Source organism: Planococcus sp. CAU13, assembly GCF_000775575.1.
In the GTDB taxonomy this organism is placed as follows: Bacteria; Bacillota; Bacilli; order Bacillales_A; family Planococcaceae; genus Planococcus.
This window is the reverse complement of the sequence record NZ_JRGN01000317.1, coordinates 1-1,194: the sequence shown is the minus strand read 5'-3', so window position 1 is coordinate 1,194 and position 1,194 is coordinate 1. Positions and strand designations below refer to the sequence as shown.

At 47.3% G+C, this 1,194-nt stretch carries 1 protein-coding gene; it reads right to left on the bottom strand.

All coding sequences use genetic code 11. The features are described from left to right. On the bottom strand, window positions 1-1,194 hold a 1,194-nt coding region (locus KW93_RS17525; protein ID WP_033543801.1), incomplete at both ends, for a hypothetical protein.

The window sequence follows — 1,194 nt, the reverse complement described above, 5'->3', positions numbered from 1 at the left end:
CTCCAGCCGGTACTTATCAGAGGGCCATCCATCTACAGTATGCAAAGTTTGAAGAAATTCACCCGAAAAAACGGGTTGGATGTCCCTACCCAGCAGCCATTTTTTTTCTGCCAAACTGACATCGATTGTGAACTGGCCCATGGTTGGAAGCAGAGTACTCTCCCCCACACCAAGATAATCCAATTCATCATTATGCAGCTGGAGTACGAAAAGCTGGTATTCATAAAAAGCGTCCCAATCGCCCGATTCATAACCGTCGATTGCCTTCGTCCCTTTATTTACCCTATCCCTAAAAAAGGTTAGCGTACTTTCAAGTCGGGGGATTTGACTGTCCATGCCGCCAATCGTCAATTCGCCTTCTTCTACTTCTTCTGCTGCCTGCTGCTCCATTTCTTTCACAGAAGCAATGGATTGTTCCATATAAGGTATATCATGATTTTCAAGAGCGGAAATCATTTCCTGTATGCCTTCTAAATATGCTTCTTCTTTTTGATCTGTCAACTGGGAAATTCCCCAGTACCCCATCCCTGTGAATAAGACGAGCAGAATCATCACTTTCTGAAACATGCCTTTCCGCTGGAGTTTCCGCCATTCGAACAGCAGCACACTCGTTAAAGCGGCAGAACGTGCCCTCGTTCCCCCTTTTCCAAACGGGTTGTGACTTGTGGAACGTTGAAATGCACCTGACTCCTTTTCGGGTAACGTGATTGAAAGAGTTAAGAACAAGCCGCTCCACAAAATGGCAGATGCCAGGTATAGCCAATCTGTTGTTTGAGGTACCCCCTCCAAAATTTGCTGAAACTGGAACAAGTGGAATGGGTTAAAGGCTGTCTGCAGGATCGCTAGCGACTGCGTAACGGTAAGACCTGCCAACAGGATGAAAAAAAGAACGATGTTTAAGGTAAACGTACTTTTTAGCCAGACACTTAACAACAGAGCCAGACTAAAGCCTACCAGCACGGCTGCGAAAAACAGCACCAGGGTACGTACGAGAACACTGAATGACGATAGAAGCGCAAACGCCCCGTCGCCTGCCAGCACCTGCGGGTATTGGAGAATCAAAGCGTAATCTCCGAAGACCAGCGGCACCAATAACCCAAAGCCTATTACCAGCAAGGTATACAACATTGCTACCGTCAGCACACTGCCGAATTTCGCGAGGACGATCTGCCGTTTACTGGTCGGCTGCGTCTT